This is a genomic window from Gluconobacter sp. Dm-73, from assembly GCF_018256215.1.
GTDB lineage: Bacteria > Pseudomonadota > Alphaproteobacteria > Acetobacterales > Acetobacteraceae > Gluconobacter > Gluconobacter cadivus.
In genome coordinates this window covers 220,344-243,916 of record NZ_JAERLW010000002.1, presented here as the reverse complement: position 1 = coordinate 243,916, position 23,573 = coordinate 220,344, and the positions used below count along the sequence as shown (strand labels likewise).

The 23,573-nt window shown below is 60.5% G+C and carries 19 protein-coding genes; 10 read left to right on the top strand and 9 right to left on the bottom strand.

The window, feature by feature from the left end:
* The first annotated feature begins 79 nt into the window (after positions 1 to 79).
* Entirely contained in the window at positions 80 to 943 is an 864-nt protein-coding gene (locus JK176_RS03080; protein WP_211586340.1) for a DUF2125 domain-containing protein, read from the top strand.
* Here the strand turns inward: JK176_RS03080 and mfd are convergent.
* On the bottom strand, positions 932 to 4,453 hold the full coding sequence (gene mfd, locus JK176_RS03075) for a transcription-repair coupling factor (RefSeq protein WP_211586402.1): 3,522 nt from the start codon (positions 4,451 to 4,453) through the stop codon (positions 932 to 934). The two genes, JK176_RS03080 and mfd, sit on opposite strands and share 12 nt — an antisense overlap.
* A gap of 72 nt (positions 4,454 to 4,525) precedes the next feature.
* On the opposite strand from mfd, the gene recG reads away from it, so the two are divergent.
* Together recG and JK176_RS03065 are read left to right on the top strand one after the other, a co-directional pair.
* On the top strand, positions 4,526 to 6,655 hold the full coding sequence (gene recG / locus JK176_RS03070) for an ATP-dependent DNA helicase RecG (RefSeq protein WP_211586338.1): 2,130 nt from the start codon (positions 4,526 to 4,528) through the stop codon (positions 6,653 to 6,655).
* A gap of 75 nt (positions 6,656 to 6,730) precedes the next feature.
* A complete protein-coding gene (locus JK176_RS03065) occupies positions 6,731 to 8,434 on the top strand; it encodes a bifunctional diguanylate cyclase/phosphodiesterase (protein ID WP_228125431.1) in 1,704 nt (567 codons plus the stop codon).
* 59 nt (positions 8,435 to 8,493) lie between these two features.
* On the opposite strand, the gene JK176_RS03060 is transcribed toward JK176_RS03065, so the two are convergent.
* The gene (locus JK176_RS03060) at positions 8,494 to 9,495 is read right to left on the bottom strand and encodes a lipid A deacylase LpxR family protein (RefSeq protein ID WP_194262069.1); all 1,002 of its coding nucleotides are present in this window, start codon (positions 9,493 to 9,495) and stop codon (positions 8,494 to 8,496) included.
* A gap of 277 nt (positions 9,496 to 9,772) precedes the next feature.
* Between JK176_RS03060 and JK176_RS15080 the strand changes: the two genes are divergently transcribed.
* A complete protein-coding gene (locus tag JK176_RS15080; RefSeq protein WP_194262070.1) occupies positions 9,773 to 10,468 on the top strand; it encodes a cold-shock protein in 696 nt (231 codons plus the stop codon).
* Positions 10,469 to 10,605: 137 nt separating this feature from the next.
* Here the strand turns inward: JK176_RS15080 and smpB are convergent, their stop codons facing one another.
* The 4 genes from smpB to JK176_RS03035 are packed head-to-tail and all read right to left on the bottom strand — an operon-like array spanning position 10,606 to position 13,602.
* A complete protein-coding gene (smpB, locus tag JK176_RS03050) occupies positions 10,606 to 11,103 on the bottom strand; it encodes an SsrA-binding protein SmpB (protein ID WP_062031523.1) in 498 nt (165 codons plus the stop codon).
* Between the two features lie 8 nt (positions 11,104 to 11,111).
* Positions 11,112 to 12,023 carry a 4-hydroxy-tetrahydrodipicolinate synthase gene (gene dapA / locus JK176_RS03045; RefSeq protein WP_249194140.1) on the bottom strand — a complete coding sequence of 304 codons (912 nt, stop codon included), beginning with the start codon at positions 12,021 to 12,023 and terminating at the stop codon, positions 11,112 to 11,114.
* Positions 12,024 to 12,040: 17 nt separating this feature from the next.
* Positions 12,041 to 12,877, bottom strand: coding sequence for a prephenate dehydratase (locus JK176_RS03040; RefSeq protein WP_211586336.1), 837 nt, complete (start codon positions 12,875 to 12,877; stop codon positions 12,041 to 12,043).
* Positions 12,877 to 13,602, bottom strand: coding sequence for a 3-deoxy-manno-octulosonate cytidylyltransferase (locus tag JK176_RS03035; protein WP_211586400.1), 726 nt, complete (start codon positions 13,600 to 13,602; stop codon positions 12,877 to 12,879). Before JK176_RS03035 ends, JK176_RS03040 begins: the two co-directional genes overlap by 1 nt.
* Before the next feature lie 75 nt (positions 13,603 to 13,677).
* Between JK176_RS03035 and JK176_RS03030 the strand changes: the two genes are divergently transcribed.
* From JK176_RS03030 to JK176_RS03020, 3 genes are all read left to right on the top strand, one after another.
* A complete protein-coding gene (locus JK176_RS03030) occupies positions 13,678 to 14,466 on the top strand; it encodes an inositol monophosphatase family protein (protein ID WP_211586335.1) in 789 nt (262 codons plus the stop codon).
* Positions 14,467 to 14,605: 139 nt separating this feature from the next.
* Entirely contained in the window at positions 14,606 to 15,856 is a 1,251-nt protein-coding gene (serA, locus tag JK176_RS03025; RefSeq protein WP_211586334.1) for a phosphoglycerate dehydrogenase, read from the top strand.
* Between the two features lie 50 nt (positions 15,857 to 15,906).
* Entirely contained in the window at positions 15,907 to 17,409 is a 1,503-nt protein-coding gene (locus JK176_RS03020) for a YifB family Mg chelatase-like AAA ATPase (protein WP_211586333.1), read from the top strand.
* A gap of 3 nt (positions 17,410 to 17,412) precedes the next feature.
* Here the strand turns inward: JK176_RS03020 and metC are convergent, their stop codons facing one another.
* Positions 17,413 to 18,624, bottom strand: coding sequence for a cystathionine beta-lyase (gene metC, locus JK176_RS03015; RefSeq protein WP_211586332.1), 1,212 nt, complete (start codon positions 18,622 to 18,624; stop codon positions 17,413 to 17,415).
* 2 nt (positions 18,625 to 18,626) lie between these two features.
* Positions 18,627 to 19,523, bottom strand: coding sequence for a sulfurtransferase (locus JK176_RS03010; protein WP_249194138.1), 897 nt, complete (start codon positions 19,521 to 19,523; stop codon positions 18,627 to 18,629).
* Between the two features lie 69 nt (positions 19,524 to 19,592).
* Between JK176_RS03010 and JK176_RS03005 the strand changes: the two genes are divergently transcribed.
* On the top strand, positions 19,593 to 20,672 hold the full coding sequence (locus tag JK176_RS03005; RefSeq protein WP_099286437.1) for an AI-2E family transporter: 1,080 nt from the start codon (positions 19,593 to 19,595) through the stop codon (positions 20,670 to 20,672).
* On the top strand, positions 20,669 to 21,295 hold the full coding sequence (locus JK176_RS03000; protein ID WP_062029707.1) for an endonuclease/exonuclease/phosphatase family protein: 627 nt from the start codon (positions 20,669 to 20,671) through the stop codon (positions 21,293 to 21,295). Before JK176_RS03005 ends, JK176_RS03000 begins: the two co-directional genes overlap by 4 nt.
* A gap of 6 nt (positions 21,296 to 21,301) precedes the next feature.
* Here the strand turns inward: JK176_RS03000 and cls are convergent, their stop codons facing one another.
* Entirely contained in the window at positions 21,302 to 22,714 is a 1,413-nt protein-coding gene (gene cls / locus JK176_RS02995) for a cardiolipin synthase (RefSeq protein ID WP_211586331.1), read from the bottom strand.
* Positions 22,715 to 22,845: 131 nt separating this feature from the next.
* Between cls and JK176_RS02990 the strand changes: the two genes are divergently transcribed.
* Positions 22,846 to 23,568: an arginyltransferase gene (locus JK176_RS02990; RefSeq protein ID WP_211586329.1), complete on the top strand. Its 723-nt coding sequence runs from the start codon at positions 22,846 to 22,848 to the stop codon at positions 23,566 to 23,568.
* The last annotated feature ends 5 nt before the right edge of the window (positions 23,569 to 23,573 follow it).

Below are 23,573 nucleotides of genomic sequence, written 5' to 3'. Positions count from 1 at the left end.
GGAGGTGCCATTATTTTACCGCTTCATTCCCTAATACGGTCTTAACGCTTCTTCTCTCTCCACAGTCCGGAATCCTCTTATGTCCCTGCGCCTTACTCTACTCGCCGCGACTGCCGCACTCCTGACACCCATCATGGCCAGCGCAAACACACCCGCTGGCCTTCCCGCCTCGTGTATGACTTATGAGCTGGGCGGCACCCAGACCACCGCACACGGCCTGACGGCCAAGACCCTGCATGCAGCGCTGACAGGAACGGACATCACGCTCGACATTCATGGCGTGACGCTCTCCGATTCTTCCGGTCACGTCGAGACCGCAACTCTGGAGCGTTTCAATGCTGTTGCCGCCTATGCCGCTCTCAGCGCCTTTCGCGGCGGCATCAGTCCCGCCTGCAAGGACCAGAGCCTGACGATCAACAGCAGCGACATCCGTGGCGGCACTCCACAGGTCACATGGACGAATGTAACGCTCGCCCGCCCGGGTCATGACATGACGATCCGCAAAGCGTCGATTCAGGCGGTCCAGACAACGCCGGATCTGCGCCTGAAGGTTGAGGGCAGTGGTATCCACGATACCAAACAGCCGCTCATGCCTACGCAGCTTTCGGCGGATCTGACGGTTCAGGGCCTCGATACCGCCCGTCAGCAGATCACGATCAACGCCCTGCATGCCGTTACGGGTAGCAGCGCCATCGACGGCAAGGGCACCATCTCACCCGGCGCCACGGCATCCACGTCGACGGCGGACCTGCATATTGGCGTGACGAACGTCGATACCCTCATTGGTGAGATCCGTGATACGGCCCCCAAGAAGGTCGTAGCCGCACTCACAATTGCCCGACTAATGGGTCGTCAGAGCGGCGATGCGACCCTGTGGGATGTCGGGCTGAGCGGCGGAGTTGTGACCGTCAACCGCATTCCGCTGCCGTTCTCAGTACCCTGATGTCTCGACTTCAAGCTTGCGGATCATTTTGCACAGGACGGTCGTGACCTTCTTGGCATAGCCAATGCGGGTCGCATTCGTCATTTCGCGGATGACCGCAAGCTTGTGGTCGGGCCGGATTTTTACACCTGATTCCTTCTTGCGTGCCACCCAGTCGATCAGCGCAGCAGGGTTGCCGAACCGGTTGCGGCGGAACTGGATCACCATGCCCTTCGGCCCGGTTTCCAGACGCTCCACTCCGGCCTCACGGCACAGACGCTTGATCAGAACCACATCGAGCAGATTGCCGACTTCCGGCGGAAGTGACCCGAAACGATCCACCAACTCCGCACGCATCGCCTCGACTTCGGCCTCGTTCGTCAGAGACGCAATCCGGCGATACAGCCCCAGACGCACCGGCAGATCCGGCACATAGGTTTCTGGGATCAGGACAGGCAGGCCCAGAATGATGGTCGGGGTCCAGCTATCTTCTTCCTCTAGACGCTTGCCACGCTCACGACGCATGTCGACCACGGCATCTTCTAGCATCTGCTGATAGAGTTCGATCCCGACTTCCTTGATATGTCCGGACTGCTCATCCCCCAGCAGGTTGCCAGCGCCTCGCAGATCCAGATCGTGGGACGCCAGCGTGAACCCGGCCCCGAGCGAATCCAGCGTCTGCATGATCTCAAGCCGCTTTTCCGAGGATGCCGAGAGCGGGCGCGTCTGCGGCCAGGTCAGATAGGCATAACCGCGCTGCTTCCCACGCCCCACGCGTCCGCGAAGCTGGTAGAGCTGTCCCAGACCGAACATGTCCGCACGATGGATGATGATCGTATTCACGCTGGGCATGTCCAGCCCGCTTTCCACGATATTGGTGGAGAGGAGAATATCGTATTTTCCGTCCGCGAACTCCGTCATGACACGTTCAAGCTCGGTCGGCGTCAGGCGACCATGCGCCTGTACGGTCTTGGCATCCGGTACGATTTCCGCCAGACGCTCGGCCATCCTGTCCATATCCGCCAGGCGCGGCACGACACAGAAGACCTGGCCGCCACGGAAGCGTTCACGCTGAATGGCTTCACGGATCATGACGCTATCGAAGGGTGTGATGAACGTGCGGACCGCCAGACGGTCCGTCGGCGGCGTTGCGATCAGGCTCATTTCGCGGACGCCCGACAGCGACAGCTGAAGCGTTCTGGGCAGCGGCGTGGCGGAGAGCGTCAGGACATGCACGTCCTCACGCAGCGCTTTCAGGCGCTCCTTGTGAGAGACGCCGAAATGCTGTTCTTCGTCGATGATCAGCAGGCCCAGACGCTCGAACGCCACGGTCTTGGCCAGCAGCGCATGAGTGCCAACGACGATATCTACCGTGCCGTTCGCCATGCCCTCGCGGACCTTCGTTGCCTCCTTTGGCGTTACGAGACGCGAAAGCTGCACAACATTGACCGGAAAGCCCTCGAAACGTGCCGTGAAGCTGCGGAAATGCTGGCGGGCGAGCAGCGTTGTCGGCACTACGACCGCGACCTGCATCCCTGAAAGCGCGGCCACGAACGCGGCTCGTAGCGCCACTTCCGTCTTGCCGAAACCCACATCGCCACAGACCAGCCGATCCATCGGACGCCCGGCGCTCATGTCTTCCAGAACGTCCGCAATCGCGCGGGATTGATCTTCCGTCTCCACAAACGGGAAGCGCGCGCAGAACTCGTCCCACAGCCCTTCGGCGGGTGCGAGCATTGGCGCATCCTTCATGGCCCGGGCCGCTGCCGTCTTGATCAGCTCGCCCGCCATGACGCGGATGCGGGATTTCATCTTGGCTTTGCGGGCCTGCCAAGCAGTTCCACTCAGCTTGTCGAGCTGAACCCCGGCCTGCTCAGAACCAAAACGGCTGAGAAGTTCGATATTCTCGACGGGCAGAAGCAAGCGCTGCTCCCCGTCGTACAGGATCGACAGATAGTCATGCGCGACCCGGCCTTCGACGACCGTTTCAAGCCCGACATACCGCCCGATCCCGTAATCGGAATGAACGACCAGATCGCCTTCCGCAATCTCGCCGACTTGCGAGATGAACTGCTCTCCACGCTTGCGGCGGCGCGGCGGACGCGAAATCCGCTCGCCCAGCAGATCCTGCTCGGAGACGAAGCACAGACGATCCGAGACGAACCCGCGCTCCAGCCCCAGCGTCAGCAGGCCGGTCGTGCCTTTCGGCATTCCCGCCGCATCCGGCCAGTCGTCATAGGACGTAACGGTGACGCCATGCTCCGCCAGAAGATGCGAAATCCGCTCCCGTGAGCCCCGGCTCCAGGCCGTAACATAGGTCCGCCGTCCGGCGTCGGCCCAGCTTTTCACCTGCTGTCCGAAAGCCTCAAACATCCCTGCCCTCGTTCCGTCCTTTGCCCGCGCAAACAACGGGCCGGGCCGATACCCTGCATCTACGCCATGAGCCGTATCCGGCATGGCGAACGCATTGAGGATGACGGACGGCACACCCGCCAGCATCGATTCCCAGCCGTGTGTATCCAGATAGAGCCGGTGCGGCGGCAGCGGACGGTACGGGATTTCGCCTTCGCGCGTCGGAACGCGCCGGGCCTGATAGTGATCGGCGATCATATCCAGCCGCGCCTTGAGGATCTCTGGTGCATGCTGGTCAAAACTGACTGCACCACCCGGCAGATAATCCAGCAGCGTTTCCATCTGATGGCCGTCACCGTCATGGAACAGCGGCAGATAGTGCTCCAGCCCCGGATAGCGCCGCCCATCCGAGACGTTTTCATAAATCGTATCGGACGTCGCCGCAGGGCCGAACGAATCGCGCCAGCCAGTACGGAAGCGGCTGATGCTGTCGGGGCCCAGCGAAAATTCGGACACCGGTCGCAACTCGAAGCGCTTCAGGGTCTCAGTGGAGCGCTGCGTTCCGACATCAAAGGCGCGGATGTTCTCGACCTCGTCTCCGAACAGATCGAGCCGGATCGGATCACTTTCACCCGCCGGGAACAGATCGAAAATACCGCCCCGTGTGGCGAACTCGCCCGCTTCCATGACCGTATCGGTCCGGGTGTAGCCATTGGCCACCAGAAGCTCGATCAGCATCGCCTGATCGAGGCTCTCGCCCGTCTTCACGCTGATGGACTGTCCCCGGAACGCCGAACGCGGAGGAACGCGCTGTATCAGGCTGTGCACGGTCGTCAGGACAATGCGCTGCGCCTTCGTGGGCTCCAGCAGGCGGCAGAGCGTCCCTGCCCGTTCGGCGATCAGAACCGGATTGGGGGAAACACGGTCATAGGGCAGACAGTCCCAGGCCGGCAGCCGCAGAACTTCGACTTCAGGCATGAGCCACGCCAGCATGTCGGCCAACGCGGCCACAGCGGCATCATCGCGCGCAACATGCAGCAGTGGTCCGTCATGCTCGGCAAGGCGCTGACGGAGAAGAAAGGCCACACTACCATCAGGCACGCCCCAGACGGTCGGTCCGAAAGACCGGTCAAAGGACGTTGTGGACATTTCACGGGTCATGGTTTCGTTTTGTTCCATCCTGCTCATGCCCTATACCTTCCGTTCCATCGCCTGTCAGCCCGAGGAGCACGGGAAGCGCCCGTTGTCACGATGCCGTCCGAACAGTTCCCGCCCCCTGCCGATCCCAGTTCCGAGACAGAGCATGCTCTCGCACCACTTTTTGCGCCGCTGACGAGCCTGCCCGGGATTGGGCCACGGCATGCCAGCCTGCTGGAAAAGATCGCGGGTGGCCGAAAGGTGCTGGACCTGCTGTTCACCCTGCCCGAACGGGTGGTTGACCGACGCATTCTGCGCACAGTTGCGGACGGACACAATCTCGCCCCCGGCGAAATCCTGACAGCGCATGTCCGGGTCGTTGCTCTTCGCAAAGCCGGACGTCCGGGACAGCCCTCCATCATCCGTACCGAAGACGATACCGGAACACTCGATCTGGTCTTCTTCCAGACGCGGAACATGCCCAGCCCGACCGTGGGCGCCGAACTGCTGGTGTCTGGCAAAACCGGCAGCTTTCAGGGCGAGCTGACGATGCCGCAGCCCGATCATGTCGTGAGCTGGGCCAAACGCGACAGCTACCCCTCGCTCGAACCCGTCTGGCCGCTGACCGCCGGGCTTTTCCCCTATACGGTCCGCAAGGCGATGCGCGCTGCTCTGGCCCTCCTGCCCGATCTGCCGGAATGGCTGGACCCTGCCCTCGTTACCCAGCGGAAATGGCCGTCCTTCACGCAGGCCCTGCGCCTGATGCAATCGCCCGAGATCATCCCGCCGGACATCGCATGGGAGCCTGTCCGCAACCGTGCTCTGTCCCGCCTTGCAGCCGACGAACTGCTGGCCGATCAGCTTTGCTTCGGGCTCGCGCGTCTCAAAGCCCGCGAACGGCATGGGCGCAGCTTTCGCGGCACCGGCGCGCTTCAGGATGAAATGCTCCGGCGCTTCGGGCACAAACCCACCCATGCCCAGACCATGGCCATTGCGGAAATCGCTGCCGATCTCTCTGCATCAACGCCCATGATGCGTCTGCTTCAGGGCGATGTCGGCGCGGGCAAGACTTTCGTCGCGATGAACGCGATGCTTCAGGTCGTGGAGTCCGGCGCTCAGGCTGCGCTCATGGCGCCGACCGAAATCCTCGCCCGCCAGCATTTCGAAACACTCTCCCGTCTGTGCCCGACGGAATGTGTCTATCTGAGCGGTACGATCAAAGGCGCGGCCCGGCGCAAGGTGCTCGCGGCCATCGCGGATGGCACGGCAAGAGTCGTCATCGGAACGCATGCCCTGTTTCAGGACGGCGTGACCTTCCACGATCTCGGCCTCGCCGTCATCGACGAACAGCATCGATTCGGTGTCCGTCAACGCATGAACCTGAGCGCCAAGGGTGACGCGACGGACATTCTCATCATGACCGCAACGCCCATCCCCCGCACGCTCCAGCTTATGGAATGGGGTGAGATGAGCGTCAGCCGTCTGGACTCGAAGCCCCCCGGCCGCCAGCCGATCCGCACGACTCTGCACAGCATGGACTCGCTCGACAGCGTTCTTGCAGGCATCAGCCGGGCTTTGCGTGATGGCGTGCAGGTCTTCTGGGTCTGCCCGCTCATCGAAAATAGCGAAACACAGGCCGCGGCTGCCGCGGAAGAGCGGTGGGCTTCGCTAGAGCAACGGTTTGAAGGGCTTGTGGGTCTCGCACACGGCAAACAGGACATTACCGTTCGTCAGGAAGCTCTGGATACGTTCCGTCTCGGCAAAACACGGCTTCTTGTCGCCACAACCGTCATCGAAGTCGGCGTGGACATCCCCAATGCGTCCGTCATGGTGATTGAACAGGCCGAACGCTTCGGCCTTGCTCAGCTTCATCAATTGCGTGGCCGCGTGGGACGCGGTTCAAAACAGTCCTTCTGCCTCCTGCTCCATGACCGGACCGCTACGCCCACTGCAGTCCGGCGTCTGAGCCTTCTACGCGACACCAATGACGGTTTTCTGATCGCTGACGAAGACTATCGGATCCGGGGTGGTGGAGACATTGCGGGGGACCGTCAGTCCGGTCTTCCCGGTTTCCGTCTGGCACAGGGAGCCCGTCTTGCGCTGCTGCTGACCGCCATGCAGCAGGACAGCGAACGCGAAATCGTTCGCAACCCGCAACTCACTGGTGCGCGAGGCCATGCACTCAGAATTCTGCTCGAAATATTCGACCGCAACGACCCCGACAGACTTCTGATTTCCGGTTAGACAGAAAAATTCACACCGATATAATACTGTGAATTTATCAGTAATGCGTTCAACCGAATTTCATGGAGTCTACGAATGATGGGCAGTCCGGCCAGAGACGTTCAGGAAAAGACGCTCCACGAATACTCTGGCTCCTCTCCGGACAGCCGATCCCTGCTCTTTCGTCTGCTTCTGGCCGCAACGGGCGCAACAGCTGTCGCATTTCTGGATATCCCGGAGAACGGAATACCATCCATTCTCCAGTCCGCAGGATCGCCCCCAGTCGCACTCTACAAGCTGGACGCTGGCGAGATCATTCTCGCAGCCGAGCAAAAACGAAATGGCAAAACCTTTTTCTCATGTCCGTTTTTCAAAGATTGGTCGCTCATCGGGCTTCCGATTACGAACAGATCCTATGACAGTCACCGCAGACAGTTTCTGATCGCCATTCGCCTGAACGGCAGCAGCTTCCTGCCGACGGCCGAAGATTCCCTGCAGGACGTGGCCAGGCAGCTCGCCTGCGAGGTTACGGAGAACGCTGGAAAATCCTCTCTTCCCGATCGTGAGGAGAGTCTTCTTGTCCTGCAGCAGTTCATCGAAAGAACGGGGAAACTGCCCCGCCGCGCCGTTTTCAGCCTCATTCATCTTAATCTCGATCACCTTTCCCTAATCAACGATCGGTATGGATGGGACACGGCTGATCTTATTCTTGCGGAGATGATCCGGCGCCTGAAAGCCGTCCTGCCGGAAGGGGCTTTCCTCAGCTCGATCGGGGGAGGACATTTCATGGTCCTCACTCCGCCGGGGACAACAGCCGTCACGACCCGCACTCTGGTCAACGCCATTCTGCAGATTTCCAGCACTCCCGTTGACCTGGAGATGGGGGCCGTCCCTTTCTCCATCTCCGCGGGCTGGAGCGTCTATCCGCAGGATGCCGAAGATGCGAACCAGCTCATTCTTGCCGCACGCGCTGCCCTCACCGAAGCCAACCGGACCGGAGGGGGACATGAACGCCGGGCAAACGCAGAACTCACCAACACCTATACCGTCACGTCCAATCTTGAGCAGGATCTTCTCAAAGCCGTCGAGGACGACGCACTTTTCCTTAAATGGATGCCCATCGTCGATACGGAATCCCAGAAGATCGTCGGACATGAGGCGCTGCTACGCTGGACGCGCCCCGGACACGGCGAAGTCGCGCCGAACCTGTTCATCCATTACGCCGAAGAGGCCGGCATGATTGAAGCGCTCGACAGCTGGAGTCTGCGCAATGCCTGCCTGGCTGCATTGCACTGGCCTGCTCCCTTGCGGGTCTGCGTGAATGTCTCGCCTGTCTGGCTGGTCAACGAGCGCCTCGCCCCCCTCATCGATTCAGTTCTGACCCAGACCGGCCTTCCGCCCGGCCGTTTGCAGATCGAACTGTCCGAATGCCGACCATTCGGACCATCCGACATCGCTTTCCGTGAACTCTCCCGTGTTCGCGCATTGGGCGTGCGCCTCGCCATCGACGATTTCGGGGCAGGCTATTCTTCGCTGGAACGCCTGCGGACTTATCCGCTGGATCAGATCAAACTCGATCGGGCTTTTGTCCAGTATTTGGGCGAAGACATCCGCGCCGACGAAGTAATGTACGCCATTCTGTCACTGGCACGGTCCCTGAATATCACCTGCTGCGCAAAGGGTGTGGAAACCGAGCACCAGATGGCCCTTCTGGACGCCAATGGCTGCGAGGAAGTCCAGGGCTATCTTCTGGGCGCACCGGTTCGTGACAGTCACACCCCACATCCCGCACTGACATAAAAAAAGGCCGCCTTCCTTTTCATGGAAGGCGACCTTTTCAGATCAGCGGTCTAAACAGATCAGAACTTCACGGACAGCTTGAGCGATCCATAGTTAAACAGACCGGCCTTCTGAGTCTGGAACTGGGCTGTCTGCCAGTTCTGGCTGTAGGACAGGCGCACACCATGCCACATCACCGCAACACCGGCATGAACCTCACCCACATCCCATATCTTGTTCACATGCGGCGCATTCGGGCGGACCGTGCTGCCCTGAAGCGTCACGTCATATCCCACGGCCTGACCTTCAACACCGCCATAAAAATACCAGGCGAAAGGACGAGTCGCGCGGAACGCATCCGTTCCGTCCAGCCCCGGTCCGATTGTCGCGTTGCCGAAATCGCTGTCGAGACCCTGACCAATGCGGAACGTCGTCGCCACATCGGCATAGGTCCGGTAATCACCAGCAGCACCCGAGATCGCGGGCAGCACATCCGCGTGAATGCCATAGACATTCAGGACCGGCAGACGCCAGATCCGTCCCGCCTGAACCTGAAAGATCGGCTGATTCGCAAGCTGATGGCCCCAGCCCGTGCTCGGGGTGTCGCTGATGGCCTTGTGAAACCCGTTCTGGACCTGACGCCCGAGTCCTGCTGGGCCAAGCATGCCGAACTGGATTCCCGTAACAGTCCGGGAAAGATCGGTATCGTTGATAAGGTTGACCGTTCCGAGCAGCAGACCCGCATAAGGACGATCACCCTGGGGCGGATTATCGGCCTGCGTATCGCGCGGCGTATCAATGATCTGCTGCAAACCAATGCTGATGCGCTGAACGCCTTCTCCCATCAGGATGCGGTTCAGCTTGGCAATCGGGCGCGGCAGATTATCGGTTCCGGACGTCCAGTTGATGCGCAGACCGGACGTATAATACTGATCCGACGTGCCTTTCAGCGTGGAGATTGCATCATTTTCACCCTGAATGGTCCATGTTCCATACGGGTCCTGCAACGGTGTTGCCATGGCAGAGGAAGACAGCGCCAGCACGGCAGTGGCTCCAATGGAAAAAGTCAGTCTGCTTCGCATGGGCACCTCTGTTACGTGCGGGATCCGGGACCGCAAAGTACTGGAAAACGTGTGTATGTCATTTCCACGACCGAAATCAAAGTGTCGAGCTGGCACTTCACAATCTTAAAATCAGCGCGAGTTATGTTTCAGCCTGACATTCCCTGTGGCAGAGAAGGAAAAAACCGTGCTACAGCTTATTGCAGGAGAAAAGCAGCATCGTTTTTTTCCAAATTTTTGAAATTACGTCACGACAGGGTCCGCCCTATCATGGCACCCCAGTCTCGGGATTAGACCGTTGAGAAACAACAGAACCGACCGCAGCAGCTTCAACTCACCTCGCCGCGGCGGGTTTGACGACACATACTCGTCCCAGCCGTCCTATGGCGACCGTGGTGGCTTTGGTGGTGGAAATGGTGGCGGTGGCGGCTACGGCGCTCCCCGTCGCAGCAACAGCTTCGTCGCAGCTTCAGGCCCGGAAATCAGCTCCCGCGTGAAGTGGTTCAACACCGAAAAGGGCTTCGGTTTCGTTGAACTGTCCGATGGTTCGGGCGACATCTTCCTGCACGCCAACGCTCTCACCAATGCCGGTGTCAGCGCCGTGAACCCGGGTGCAACCGTCGTGGTCCGCATCGGCCAGGGCCCGAAGGGTCGTCAGGTCGCTGAAGTTCTCTCGGTTGACGAGAGCACGGCAGAAGCACCGCGTCCGCGCGCCGCTTTTGGCGATCAGCCCCGTTTCGGTGGATCGGCTCGTCCGGGCCGTCCGGCTCCGGACCTGTCCCGCGCTGAAGATATGCGTGGCACGGTCAAGTGGTACAACGCCACGAAGGGCTTCGGCTTCATCACGCCGGAATCCGGTGGTAAGGACATTTTCGTCCATGCTTCCGCTCTCGAGCGTTCCGGCCTGCCGACGCTTGACGAAGGCCAGACGATCAACGTCAAGGTTGTTCAGGGCCAGAAGGGTCCGGAAGCTGCTGAAATCAGCGCTGACTGAATGACCCGGACTTCGGTCTGAGTAAAAAAACCGCTGCCAGCTTCTGCTGCAGCGGTTTTTTTTGTGCCCAGAATTACAGGCACTCTCTCAAGCCATAAAAAAAAGCCGGATCAGATCCGATCCGGCCTTTCGGGTTCTTACCCATAATCCTTACCACTACTACGGACCAGCCTAGCTTTGTCCCGCTTCCAGTCCCGCTCGGCAATGGCGTGCCGCTTGTCTTCCTTGCGACGTCCCTGACCCAAACCAAGGGTCACTTTCGCCATTCCACGATCGTTAAAGTGAATATCCAACGGCACAAGACTGGCACCCGCACGACTGACCGAATCCAAGAAATGTACGATCTGTTTGCGGTGCATCAGGAGTTTGCGTGGTGCTCGCGGCTCGAAACGCGAGAGCACACCGCCCTGATATTCCGGAATATAGGAATTGAAGAGCCAGATTTCGCCGTCACGCTCAGCCGCATAAGCCTCCGTAATGGTCGCGCGTCCAAGACGAAGGCTTTTAACTTCCGGCCCCTTTAGAACAATCCCGGCTTCGGTCGTCTCCAGAATCGTGTAGTCAAACCGACCTTTGCGATTCTGCGCGGCAATGCCGTGAGAAATCATGCCGCTCTTGGTTTTCTTTCCCGCCATACCTGCACTCAGTCCAGAAGCTCAAGAGCACGCAGGGCTTCATCAACAGCCAGACGAGTCGCTTCCTGAGGCTCGACCAGCGGCAAACGCAGGGTTGCACCGCACAGACCAAGCCGTGACATCGCGTACTTGACCGGCCCCGGATTGCTTTCCATGAACATCGCATCATGGAGCGGGGTCAGATGGTCCTGAATGGCGATCGCATCTTCGATCCGCCCTTCCTGCCAAGCCAAGTGCATGTCCGCGCACAGATGCGGCACGACATTCGACGTCACGCCGATACATCCGTCGCCCCCCGCAGCGAGGAACGATAGAACGGTATTGTCGTCACCAGAAAGCTGGTTGAAGGGCTTGTCCACCGCCCGGCGCACAGCAATCGGTCGGGCCATATTGGCCGTGGCATCCTTCGTCCCGACGATATTGGGATGTTCTCCCAGACGCGCCATGGTCGCCACCGAAATATCGACAACCGATCGACCTGGAATGCAGTACAGGAAAATCGGCAGGGGCGTTGCATCCGCAATCGTCATGAAGTGGCGATACAGCCCTTCCTGCGACGGCTTGTTATAATATGGCACTACAACCAGCAGACTGTCCGCACCGACGGAATGAGCGTGTTTCGCCATCAGGACGGCTTCAGACGTGCTGTTGGAGCCAGCACCTGCCATGACGCGGACCCGACCATTCGCCGTCTCGACACAGTGCGCGACAACACGGCTATGTTCTTCGTGCGAAAGTGTGGGGCTTTCACCCGTCGTTCCGGCGGGGATCAGTGCCGTTGTACCAGCGTCGATCTGACGCTCGATCAGCTTGGCCGAGACGTCGAAATCAATCCGCCCGTCCGTATGCATCGGGGTCACCAGAGCCGTCAGCGATCCCTGATACATGCTCGTGTCAGCCATTGTTCCGTCTTCTGTCATGGGTTCCTGTCCTGCCGTCACGCGGCGTGCCGTGAGAGGCTGCTTGGGTAAACACCCAGAATTCTGAGATCATCGCTGACCTGCTCCAGTTCTGCGAGCGCACTGGCCAGTGCCGCCTGCTCGGGATGTCCTTCGACATCCATCAGGAACTGCGTCGCCGTGAACGAGCCGTCCAGCATGTAGCTTTCGATCCGCGTCATGTTGATAACATGCCGGGAAAATCCACCCAATGCCGCATAGAGCGCACCCGGACAGTTTCCGACCCGCATCAAAAGTGTCGTCAGAACATCTGTGCGTTCGGGTGAAGGAATGCAAGGCTTGCGGGAGACACGATAAAAGCGCGTCGTGTTGTGAGAGGCATCTTCCACATTGCTCCGCAGCACCGTCAGTCCGTTCAGTTCTGCTGCGAGAGAAGAAGCAATGGCCGCGTCTTCTTTCCGTCCCCACTGAGCGACCATTTCAGCCGCGCCCGCCGTGTCGAACTGCACCACTGGCTCTACGCCAAGCTCGCTGACCAACTTGCGAACCTGCCCCAGAGCGACCGGATGCGTGTGAATGCGCCGGATATCTTCGATCGTCGCTCCCGGCACACCCAGAAGGCAATGCTCCACGCGCTGAAAATATTCCCCGACAATATGAAGCCCGGCGTCAGGCAGCAGCGAATGAATGTCCGGCACGCGCCCGGCAAGCGTGTTTTCGCAGGCCAATAACGCCTCATCGGCCCGGCCATCATGCACGGCGTCAATCGCATCGGCAAAAGTCGGGCAGGGCAGCGTTGTCCAGCCGGGGCGCGCCTGACGGCAGGCCAGATCGGAATAGGCGCCCGGACGGCCCTGAAATGCAATGACCGGCATCAGACCAACCCTCTCACATGCTCAAGATCAGCAGGCGTATCCACCCCTTGAGGGGCATGGTCAATCCTTGCACAGCCGATCGTCATGCCAGCCTGTAGCGCACGAAGCTGTTCCAGGCTTTCCCGACGCTCCAGAGCAGACGGCGCAAGAGCCACAAAACGCTCCAGCGCGGTCCGGCGCCAGGCATAGACGCCCACATGATGCCAGTGCGGCCCGGCACCCCACGGAATGGGCAGACGCGAAAAATACAGCGCCCGCGTCACATCCGCCCCGTCAAAATCACACGCAATCTTGACGACCTGCGCGGCATCGCGCTCGGCATCGCTCGTCACAGGAGCGGCCAGTGTTCCGATATCGATGGTCGGATCTTCAAGCGGTTTCAGAACGGCAGCCAAGCTGGAAGGCGCAATCAGGGGCAGATCGCCCTGAAGATTGATGACCACATCATGAGCGCCATCGGAGTCCACATCCGCCAAAGCGGCATGGACACGGTCGGAGCCGCTTGCCAGATCCGAGTCGGTCAGCACGCCCCGTACACCGGGTATCCCTTTGACGGCCTCCAGAATTTCTTCGTCTCCCGCCGCCACGACTACAGGGCCGATCTGTGCGGCCAGAGCCTGACGGGCGACCCGGACGATCATGGGGACGCCACCAATATCAGCGAGGGGCTTGCGCGGCAGACGGGTCGAAGCAAGTCTGGAGGGAATGACGATGATCGGATGCATGGCTCCTCTGATGCCGCCCGCCACCACGGGCGTCAATCGCATGCAGCGCTTACAGGACGGGAATAGACACAAATCATGACTGAAAACGTGCTGCAAAGTGCCATTGATGCCGCAACAGCCTGCGCGGATATCGCCCGCAAGACCGTCCTGCCTCATTTCAGGACGTCCCTGCGTGCCGATGCGAAATCCGATGACAGCCCCGTCACCATCGCGGATCGTCAGGCGGAACAGGCCATGCGCGAGATTCTCACAGAGCGCCTGCCGGAACATGCCATTCTCGGGGAAGAAAGCGGCATGAGCGGCACGGATGGCGACTGGCTCTGGGTTCTTGATCCCATTGACGGGACCCGTGCCTTCCTAACCGGTCGTCCTACTTTCGGCACGCTCATTTCCCTTTTCCATAAAGGTCGTCCTGTGCTCGGGCTGATCGACCAGCCCGTAACCGGGGAACGCTGGATTGGGGTGTCGGGACGACCTACGCAGTTTCTGTCCGATCGCCTGCCTGGCACGATCGGCACCCGTCCCTGCCCGAACGCCGCCGAAGCAGAGTTGTCCTGCACCGCCCCGGAGATCATGACCGCCGCTCATGCGCCACGTTTTGCCAATCTGCAGAAACACACTCGCCGCACGTCCTGGGGCGGAGACTGCTACGCTTACGGCCTTCTCGCCCTTGGTCAGATCGACGTCATTGCGGAATGCACCATGAATCCATGGGACTGGGGCGCGCTCGTTCCAGTAGTGGAAGGTGCGGGGGGCCGCATTACGGACTGGCAGGGACAGAGCCTGACGCTCGAAAGTGACGGCACCGTCCTCGCCTGTGGAGACGCAACCCTGCTTCCCGAACTCGTGCGCCATCTTTCCTGAAACCCGCTGATCGGCTAGGGAGGGGGCCCCGGCGAACGTGGCGGCAGACATCAGCCGGGGCCGGTCTGGTCACGGCCAGATCTGGTGAACCAGTTTGAATTGAAACCGGAGCCTTCCGGTTCATGACCGGGACGGATTTATGGAAACGCAGTTCTCTCTCCCCAAGAACAAGATCCGCATTCTTCTTCTGGAAGGCATTCACGAAAGCGCCGCTTCCCATTTCGCCGCAGAAGGCTATGCAGAGGTCACGCGGGTCAAGGGCGCGCTTGAAGGCGCTGCGCTGAAAGAGGCCCTTCAGGGCGTGCACATGGTCGGTATTCGCAGCCGGACCCAGCTCACGCGCGAAATCCTTGAAGCAGCAGACCGCCTCATGGCCATCGGCTGCTTCTGCATCGGCACCAATCAGGTCGATCTGAATGCTGCCCGCATGCTCGGTATTCCCGTCTTCAACGCGCCCTTCAGCAACACCCGTTCCGTGGCAGAACTGGTCATGGGCGAGGTCGTGATGCTGCTGCGTCGCATCCCGTCGCGCTCGGAAGCCTGCCACAAGGGCGGCTGGGACAAATCCGCCACCAATGCCTGGGAAGTCCGCGGCAAGACGCTCGGTATCGTCGGTTATGGCTCCATCGGATCGCAGCTTTCCGTCCTGGCCGAAGCTTTCGGCATGCGCGTTCTGTATTTCGACGTGATGCCCCGTCTGCCGCACGGCAATGCCATCGCCGTTCCGACCCTGCATGACCTGCTGGCCGAGTCCGACATCGTCAGCCTCCACGTCCCGCAGACGCCGGAGACCGATCTGCTGATCGGAGAGACGGAAATCCGGGCCATGAAGCCCAATTCCATCCTGCTCAACAACGCGCGCGGCAACGTCGTGGACCTCGACGCCCTCGCCGCGGCCCTCAAAGACGGTCATCTTATGGGCGCGGGCGTGGACGTGTTCCCCGTCGAGCCCAAGAAGGCTGGCGAAGAGTTCAAATCCCCGCTTCAGGGTCTGGAGAATGTCATTCTCACGCCGCATATCGGCGGTTCCACCATGGAAGCGCAGGAGCGCATCGGCGTTGAAGTCGCGCGCAAGCTAGTCGATTATTCCGACGTGGGCTCCACGATCGGTTCGGTCAACTTCCCCAGCGTCCAGCTTCCCGAACGCCCCCGTGGCACACGCTTCATGCATGTCCATGCCAATCGTCCCGGCATTATGCGCCAGATCAACGATCTGTTCGCAGCCCAGAACTGCAACGTGACGGCGCAGTATCTCCAGACCGATGGTGAAGTGGGCTATGTCGTCGTCGAAGCCGAGTCGGAAGGCCCGGACATGGACACGAAACTTCTCGACGGCCTCAAGGCGCTCGATGGCACACTCCGTGCTCGTCTGCTGTACCAACGTTCCTGAGGCATTTTCCGTTAACCAACGGGAAATAATTTCGGGCTAGGATTTGTCTCATGACGAGTCCCAGCCCGCATACACCTGCCCTCGCCCGCATCCAGAGCTTCGCCTTCTCGGGCATTGAAGCCGTCCCGGTTAAGGTCGAGGTTCAGGTCTCCAGCGGCCTTCCTGCGTTTCTCGTCGTAGGACTGGCGGACAAATCTGTCGGGGAAGCCCGCGAACGTGTCCGTGCTGCATTAACAGCAATGGGACTGGCGCTCCCGCCCAAACGCATTCTCGTCAATCTCGTCCCGGCCGATCTTCTCAAGGAAGGCGCGCATTTCGATCTGCCCATCGCACTTGGGTTGCTTTGCGCTATGGGCGTTCTGTCTTTTGAGGCTGTCTCGGCCTATGCCGCCGTTGGCGAACTCTCATTGGATGGGCGGATCAACCCCGTTGCTGGTGTTCTTTCGGCTGCCATCGGCGCCGTTGCGGACAAACTCGGCCTGATCTGCCCGATCGCGCAGGCTCTTGAAGCACGCTGGGGCAATGGGAGCACGGACGTTCTCGGTGCGCCGACGCTTGCCGCTCTCGTCTCCCATTTTCAGGGGCAACAGATCCTGTCTCCGGCACCGCTGCCAAGTGAACAGGTTCTTGAATACGGACCGGATCTTTCAGATGTCAAAGGCATGGCGATCGGACGGCGCGCTCTGGAAATTGCCGCTGCAGGAGCACATTCCATGCTCATGAGCGGACCTCCCGGTGCCGGGAAATCCATGCTCGCCAGCCGTTTGCCCGGTATTCTTCCCAATCTGACACGTGAAGAAGCGCTTGAAACCAGCCGGATTCACAGTGTCTCTGGCATCCTACAGAATGGGAGACTGGTCGTCCGGCCGCCCTATCGCGCACCGCATCACAGCGCGAGCCTTCCCGCCATCGTCGGAGGCGGCGCGAAAGCCCGGCCCGGCGAAGTCAGTCTTGCCAATAACGGCGTCCTGTTTCTCGACGAGCTTCCGGAGTTTTCACGCTCCTGTCTGGAGTCCCTGCGCCAGCCGATCGAAACCGGCAGCATTTCCATTGCCCGCGCGGCCCATCACACGACCTATCCCGCGCGCTTCCAGTTCATCGCCGCCATGAACCCCTGTCGCTGCGGCTATCTGGGCGATCTTGAGCGAAGCTGCCGCAAGGCCCCGCGCTGTGGCGAGGATTACACGGCCAAGATTTCAGGCCCGATGCTCGACCGTATGGATCTCTGCGTCCAGATCGAACCGCTCTCTCCGATCGAGATCAGCCGAGCCCCGAAAGGCGAGAACAGCGCCACGGTTCGCGCCCGGGTTGAGGCCGCCCGCAAACGTCAGATCGACCGTCAGGGCGTTCCGAACTCACAGGCGTCCCCGGACGACCTCGACATGGACGATGACGCCCGCTCTCTCGCCGAACAGGCTGCCGAAAAGCTGCGCCTGTCCAACCGTGGCATCACGCGCCTGATCCGCGTCTCCCGCACCATTGCCGATCTGGAAGGGACGCAGAGCATCCAGCGCCATCACGTCGCCGAAGCCCTGACGTTCCGCCGCCGCTAAGGTTCAGAACTGAAGGCCATCCAGTCCGCGCGCGAGATCGATTTTCAGGTCCTCAACGTCTTCAAGCCCGATATGGAGGCGGAAGGTTGCCGATGTCGGGCCCCCCTCACCCGTGACGCGCCGGATATGCCCGGTCGTTGGCAGGACAAGGCTTTCATAACCGCCCCACGACGCCCCGATTCCGAACAGGCTCAGTCCGTCGATCATACGTTCGGTCGCCTCAACGGAAATGCCCGGCTGAAGCTCCACCCCGAACAACCCGCAGGCGCCCGTAAAGTCGCGTTTCCAGAACTCATGCCCCGGGCAGTCTTCAAGCGCCGGATGCAAAACCCGCGCGACTTCTGGGCGCGTTTTGAGCCATTGCGCGATGTCCAGAGCCGAGCGCGCCTGATGCGCCAGCCGCACGCCCATCGTTCGCAGACCGCGCAGCGTCAGCCAGCAGTCATCTGGCCCCGCACATTGTCCGAGCTGGATTGCTGCATCCCGCAGCGTTTTCCAGTGCGCTTCGTCATTGACCGTGACCGACCCCATGATGACGTCCGAATGCCCGGCAGGATATTTCGTCAGGGCCTGAACCGACACGTCCACACCATGAACGAAGGGCTGAAACACGCCGATCCCCCAGGTGTTGTCCAGCATGAGCAACGCCCCTGCCTCATGCGCCACTTCGGCCAGCATCGGCACATCCTGCACCTCAAACGTATGGCTGCCCGGGCTTTCGGCAAACAGAATCTTCGTCTCGGGGCGGATGAGCGCCTTGATTTCGGCGCGTGAGGCTATGGGCGGATAATAGGTTGTCACGACGCCCAGCCGCTGAAGCATCGTCCCTGCAAAACGTCGCGTGGGACCGTAAACCGAATCGGGCAGAAGCAGGTGATCACCACAGCCGAGAAACGCCAGAAGCGGCATCGTACACGCCGCCAAACCTGAATTGACGACCTGCGTATGCGTCCCGCCTTCGATCAGGCTGAGCATTTCTTCAAGCTGGTGCTGGATCGGCGATCCCATCGCCCCATACACCGCCTTGTGCGCGTGGCTGCGTCCGTCCGTCCTATTCATGGCTTCCAGCGTCGGAAACAGGACCGTCGAACCCCGGCTGACCGGCGCGTTTACGAACTCCCCCGTTTCGGGAAGATCATGCGAGCGTCCCTCCCGTACCAGCATGGATGCCATCCGGCCCCATCCCGCGCTCACCCGCTGCTCCAGATCACTCATGCTCATGCCTCTCCCGTCACAACCGGCGCGTCGGGATCGCTCCCCCATTCCGCCCAGGACCCATCATATAAAGCCGCGTCGTCATAACCTGCGATTGCCAGTGCCGCCACGATCGTTGCAGCCGTGAGGCCGGACCCACAGCTTGCAATAACGGAGTGTCCTTCGGCAGCTGCCAGAATCTCTTTAAGTTCAGACGGCGGCAGAAAACGGCCATTTCTGTCCACAAGGCGCGTCCAGTCCATGCTCTGCGCGCCCGGCATGTGACCACCCCGTACGCCCGGACGGGGCTCCGGCACCGTTGCGGCGAAGCGGCCCGCACTTCTTGCGTCCAACACCAGTGCATCGGTCCGGTTCAGCGCGTGACGCACATCGCCCGTGCCAGCCAGAAGCTCGTAACGAGGACGGGGGCGAAAACTTGCCGGTTCGATTGCGGGGGGTGCACCACTTTCAACCGGACCGCCCGCCTTCACCCAAGCCTCAAGACCGCCATCCAGAATCCGCGCATTCCGATGCCCAAAGAGCCGTGCAAGCCACCATCCACGACAGGCGCCCACGCTTCCACGGCCGTCGTAGAACACGATCGGCGTCTCCTCGTTCACGCCCAGTTCACCCATCAACCGGGCAAACCGTGCCGTACCCGGCACCGTATGAGGGAGCGGACTCTCTGGATCGGCAAAGACGTCGATATCGAATCGTCGCGCATCCGGCAGGTGCTGCGCGACAAATGCGGAATCGGGATCGCCCTTCTGCCCCGGCAAAAGCACGCTGGCATCAAGGGGAATGAACCGGCCGACCTCGGAGATCAAGGTCGCGGCATCAACAAGTGGCGAGATCGTCATGACCACACCATAGGTCGAGGGATGCGTCCGGCGCCAGAGCGTGCCAATGTGTCGTTCCATGAGCACGCAGCCCACACCGTCATGCCATCCGTGTCGTTCGTCTCTTTTCAGACAGGAGCGCATCCGCGCATGACGACCGAACGGATTATCCTAGGCCTGGTCCTAGCGGGAATCGCCTATGGATGCGGCATTATCCTATGGCCGTTTCTCTCGGCCATTCTGTGGGCGGCAATTCTCGCCTTTACGACATGGCCAATCTATCGGCGTATGCGCCGCCATGTCCGCCCCGTTCTGGCAGCCCTTGCCATGATGGCCCTGAGCGCCTTGTTCATTCTGGTCCCGATGACGGTGCTGACCAGCGCGGGCATCAACGATATTCCCGGCACGATCTCGGAAATCGACACCCTGATCCTGCATGTCACCAGCGCGAACCCGCCCCCGGAATGGATCAACCGCATCCCCATGGCAGGCCCGCATCTCGTGAATGCGTGGCATCATTTCAGCCATGACGTCGGTGCTTTTGCGACCGAAGTCCTGCGCCCTTATGCCGGGCAGATCGCGCATCTCACCCTGACAGTTCTGCTGCGGCTCGCAAGCGGCCTCGCCGAACTCGTCATGGCGCTGTTCGTCGCATTCTTCCTCTGGCTGAACGGCGATACGCTGGGCAATACCATTGCGGCCCTGATCGACCGTATCGCCGGTCCGCAGACCACACCAAGGCTCATCAACATCATTGGCCGCACCGTGCGCGGGACGGTCTATGGCATCCTCGGCACGGCGCTGATTCAGGGCGTGCTGACAGGAATTGGCCTGATGCTGGCAGGAGTGCCGTCTCCCGTTCTGCTGGCGGGCATCACCGCTTTCGTTGCGGTCTTTCCGATCGGTGCGCCTCTGGTCTGGGTGCCAGCCGCTATCTGGCTGGGCATGACGCATCATGTCGGGCACGGGCTTTTTCTTGCGACTTATGGCGTTCTCATCATCTCCGGCGCCGATCACATCATCCGTCCCGCCTTCATCGCCCGCGGTGCCCAGCTTCCCTACCTGCTGACCGTCCTCGGCGTTCTGGGGGGCATCGTGACCTTTGGCGGCGTCGGTATCTTCCTCGGCCCAGTCCTGCTGGCGGTCGGCTATACCCTGACCAGCGAATTTGCCGCCGGTCCCCATCACCGCGGGCGTAACCCTCTCTATCTATCGGAGCCTCCGAAATGACGGCATTTCCTCAATCCGGAGCCTCTTTCAAGATCCTGAGTTGGAACCTCTATCGCTGGGAAGGCGCTTCGCTTGAGGACGTTCTGACCGTCATCCGCGCGGAAAATCCGGACATCGTCGTGATGCAGGAAGCGCAGGAGGCCGTGGACGAACTCCCCGAAATCCTCGGCGGCTATTACGACCGCATCCCGCTTCCCGGCCGTCCGCATGGTACGGCCTGCTGGAGCCGCCTGCCCTTCACCCGTCCGCCGTCATTCTGCCGCCTGCCGCGTGGCCTGCTGGTCAAACGTACGGCACAGCTTATTGATTTCGGCAGCTTTTCCCTTGCCAACGTCCATCTGTCTCACGGCCAGTTGCTCAACCGGCGGCAGCTTCGCAGCATCAGCACCAATATGCGCCACCGCGCCGTCATCATGGGCGATTTCAATCTGGTCGGCCCTGTCCTGCTTCCCGGATTTCTCGATGTCGGTCCGCAGGAAAAGACGCATCGGATGTTGAACCATCTTCCGCTGCGGCTGGACCGATGCCTCGTGCGTGGGCTAGCGCGGATGGAAGCTCGCGCTCTGCCACGCTTCGGCTCAGATCATCGCCCCATCTGCGTCACGCTCAGGCTGGGCGCCTGAGACGTCTTAGAGATACGGCAACAGAAGCCTGACGGCGTTATTGCGCATCCGGATCAGGAACGGCTTGCTGTCCAGATCATGATGGGTCAGCCGGTTGCGGCGATGCGTTTCCATGAATGTGGCCAGTTCTTTCGCCACGTCCCGATCATAGATTTCCAGATTGATCTCGAAATTCAGTCGCAGGGAGCGCATGTCGATATTCGCACTTCCGACAAAGCTCCATTCATCATCCACGACCATCAGCTTGGAATGATTGAACGGCGGGTCCGCCATCCAGATGCGGCAGCCCGCGTCCAGAAACTGCCTCAGATTGGCGTCCCGCGCATGATCGATCAGGGCATGATTGCTGCTCTTGGGCACGACAATATCAATCACCACGCCCCGAAGGGCCGCGAGAACAAGTTCTGTCGAGAAGCGGTCATCCGTCAGGAAATAGGGCGTCATTACCCAGATATGGCTCCGCGCCAGTGAGAAAGCCTGCAACATCCCATATTCGATCTTTTCCAGATCCGTATCCGGACCTGACGTGACGATCCGCATCGGCACATCACCCACCGGCTGCGGCTCAGGCAGATAACGCTCGCCCTGAAGTTCTTCGCCCGTGGTGAACGACCAGTCCCAAGCGAACGCGACTGCAAGCTGATGCACGATCGGCCCTTGCAGACGGAAATGCGTATCCGCCACCGGCAGTTTCGTCCGCAGGCGGAGCATGTTCTCCTCGCCGATGTTCAGGCCGCCCATGAAGCCGATAGTGCCGTCCACTACGAGAATCTTGCGATGGTTGCGCAGGTTGATGAACGGCATGCGCCACGGCCAGACCGAGTGCATAAAGCGCGCGCAGGCCACACCCTCACGTCGCAGGCGACGTTCGATGCCGCAGCGGAAATAGCCGCTCCCGATCCCGTCCACCAGAACACGGACCTCCACGCCCCGCCGTTTGGCCGCCACCAGTGCCTCCGCAAAACGCTGACCGACTTTGTCGTCACGGAAAATATAAGAGCACAGGATGACCGACGTCTTCGCCTGCCCGATCGCCTCCAGCATCACGGGATAGGCATTGTCTCCGTCATGCAGGCAGGTGATGGAGTTGCCCCGCATCAGGGGGCGTTCCGTCAGACGTCCCAGCATTTTTGAAAGGGGCGCCAGAGTTCCGTCCACGGTCTGCCGGTACTGCGCTAGCGGGTCGCGCCCCTCCCACAAATGACGGTTGACCATTTTCTGCGCCCGGCGCCGGACGCGATTGATGCCGAACATCAGATACAGAACCGTACCCAGAAACGGCGCAATCCAGCAGACACCGATCCATCCCGTGCAGGACGCCGTGTTCCGCTTGTGAACGAGGGCATGAACCGTCACGAAAAGAGGAAGAACCCAGCGCAGGATCTGCACGAGAAAATGGAAAACAGTCCAGTGCAGCATAAATTTCCCTGTTATGGACGATCCGTGCGGATCATCTTTCGTCATCCTTTCGCAAAGATCGTAGATGCGCCATCCCCTCTCCTTGCGATAGGATCATCTTTCAGCCCGTCATCTGAAAAGGAGAGCGTTCCATGCAGCACCGCCCACAGCTCTTCTATACGACGGCTCCGGCTCCCTGCCCCTACCTGCCCGACCGGACAGAGCGCAAGGTTCTGACCGAACTGGCTGGCCCCGATGCCGTTGCCTTACATAACCGTTTGTCACAGGCCGGGTTCCGCCGCAGCCATGCCATCGCGTATGCGCCCGTCTGTGTCGGCTGCCGCGCCTGCACGCCCATGCGTATTCCAGTCGCAACCTTTGCCCCGACCCGGACCCAGAAAAAAATCAGCAGTCGCCATAGTGATCTTATCGTCAACATGGTGCCTCCGGTTCCCACGGACGAGCAGTTCCGCCTGTTTGAGATGTATCAGGCTGTCCGCCACCCCGATGGCGACATGGCCCATATGTGCTGGCGCGATTATGTGGAACTGATCGCCAATACGCCGGTCGAAACGTTTCTGGCCGAGTTCCGTCGCCCCGATGGAACGCTTGTCTGCGTCAGCCTGATTGACCGTCTCTCGGATGGGCTGTCCGCCGTCTATACGTTCTATGACGTTAACGATCTGACGGCATCTTGGGGGACATTTTCCATCCTGTGGCTGATCGAACAGACCGCCCGAATGGGACTGGAGCACCTGTATCTGGGCTATTACGTCCCCGGCAGCCCAAAGATGGCTTATAAAGCCGCCTTCGGGCCTGCCGAAGTTTTTCGGGACGGGCACTGGAGCCTGCTGGCCGGGACACTCCCGGCCTAAATGCC